Source organism: Kocuria sp. NPDC057446, from assembly GCF_042802875.1.
Taxonomy (GTDB): domain Bacteria; phylum Actinomycetota; class Actinomycetes; order Actinomycetales; family Micrococcaceae; genus Kocuria.
Genome location: NZ_JBHVDI010000294.1, coordinates 1 through 1,349, shown reverse-complemented (window position 1 = coordinate 1,349; position 1,349 = coordinate 1). Strand labels below are relative to the sequence as shown.

Sequence of the window (1,349 nt, the reverse complement as noted above, 5' to 3'; positions counted from 1 at the left end):
CCCCGGCGGGGGCGCGCCGGCGCCCCCCGCCCGGGGGGGGGGGGCCCCGGCCGCCCCCCGCGCCCCGTCCATCCCCGCCCCTCCGACCCCATCCCCATTCCCTCCCGAACGAAGGAACCCCCCGAGATGAGCAGACGAGCCCCCCTCCTCCGTGCCGGCGCGGCCACCGCCGTCGCCGCCCTGTGCCTCACCGCGGTCCCCCAGGCCGCGAGCGCCGCCCCCGAGACCCGGCCCCCCGGCCTGGCCAAGCAGGACACCCTGCGCTGGAACACGCCCAAGGGCTTCCACATCGGCAGCGCCGTGGCCGGCGGAGGCCACCACACCAGTGCCGACTACCCGGAGCCCTTCCCCTCCGACCCCGAGTACCGCTCCGTCCTGGCGCGGGAGTTCAGCTCCCTGACCCCCGAGAACCAGATGAAGTGGGAGTTCATCCACCCCGAGGAGGGCGTGTACGACTTCGGCCCCGCCGACGACATCGTCGACTTCGCCGAGGCCAACGGGCAGGTCGTGCGCGGCCACACCCTGTTCTGGCACAGCCAGAACCCCGACTGGCTCGAGAACGGGAACCACACCCCGGAGGAGCTGCGCGCCATCCTGAAGGACCACATCTACACGGTGGTCGGTCACTACGAGGGCCGCATCCAGCAGTGGGAGGTCGCCAACGAGATCTTCGACGACCGCGGCAACCTCCGCCTGCAGGACAACATCTGGCTGCGGGAGCTGGGCCCGGAGATCATCGCCGACATCTTCCGCTGGGCCCACGACGCCGACCCGAACGCCCAGCTGTTCTTCAACGACTACAACGTGGAGGGCATCAACGCGAAGTCCGACGCCTACTACGCGCTGATCCAGGACCTGCTCGCGCAGGGCGTGCCGGTGCACGGCTTCGGGATGCAGACCCACCTCGGCCTCCAGTACGGCTTCGACGGGCGCATGCAGCAGAACCTCCAGCGCTTCGACGACCTGGGGCTGCAGACCGCCGTCACCGAGATCGACGTCCGCGGACCGGTCGACGGGAACGACCGGATGACCGACGAGCTGCGCCAGAAGCAGGCCGACTGGTACCGCATGGCCCTCGAGGCGTGCCTGGCCGTGGAGGACTGCAACTCCTTCACCGTGTGGGGCGTGCTCGACGAGCACTCCTGGGTGCCGAACACCTTCCCCGGCTACGGGGACGCGCTGACCATGGAGGGCGACTACGAGCGCAAGCCGGCCTACGACGCCCTCCAGGAGACCCTGGTCCGCTCGCAGCCGGGCGGGGACGCCAAGTGGAGGCACCACCCCGCGTTCCGCCGCTGAGCCGATCGCCCGGCCCCGGCCGGCGCGCGACGGGGCCCGCTCGTGCGAGC

Annotated in this window: 1 protein-coding gene; it reads left to right on the top strand. The window is 71.8% G+C overall.

Going from position 1 to position 1,349, the window contains the following annotated elements; all coding sequences use genetic code 11:
* Positions 1-126 precede the first annotated feature (126 nt).
* The gene (locus ACFU0Y_RS18180) at positions 127-1,299 is read left to right on the top strand and encodes an endo-1,4-beta-xylanase (protein ID WP_380216375.1); all 1,173 of its coding nucleotides are present in this window, start codon (positions 127-129) and stop codon (positions 1,297-1,299) included.
* Positions 1,300-1,349: the final 50 nt, after the last annotated feature.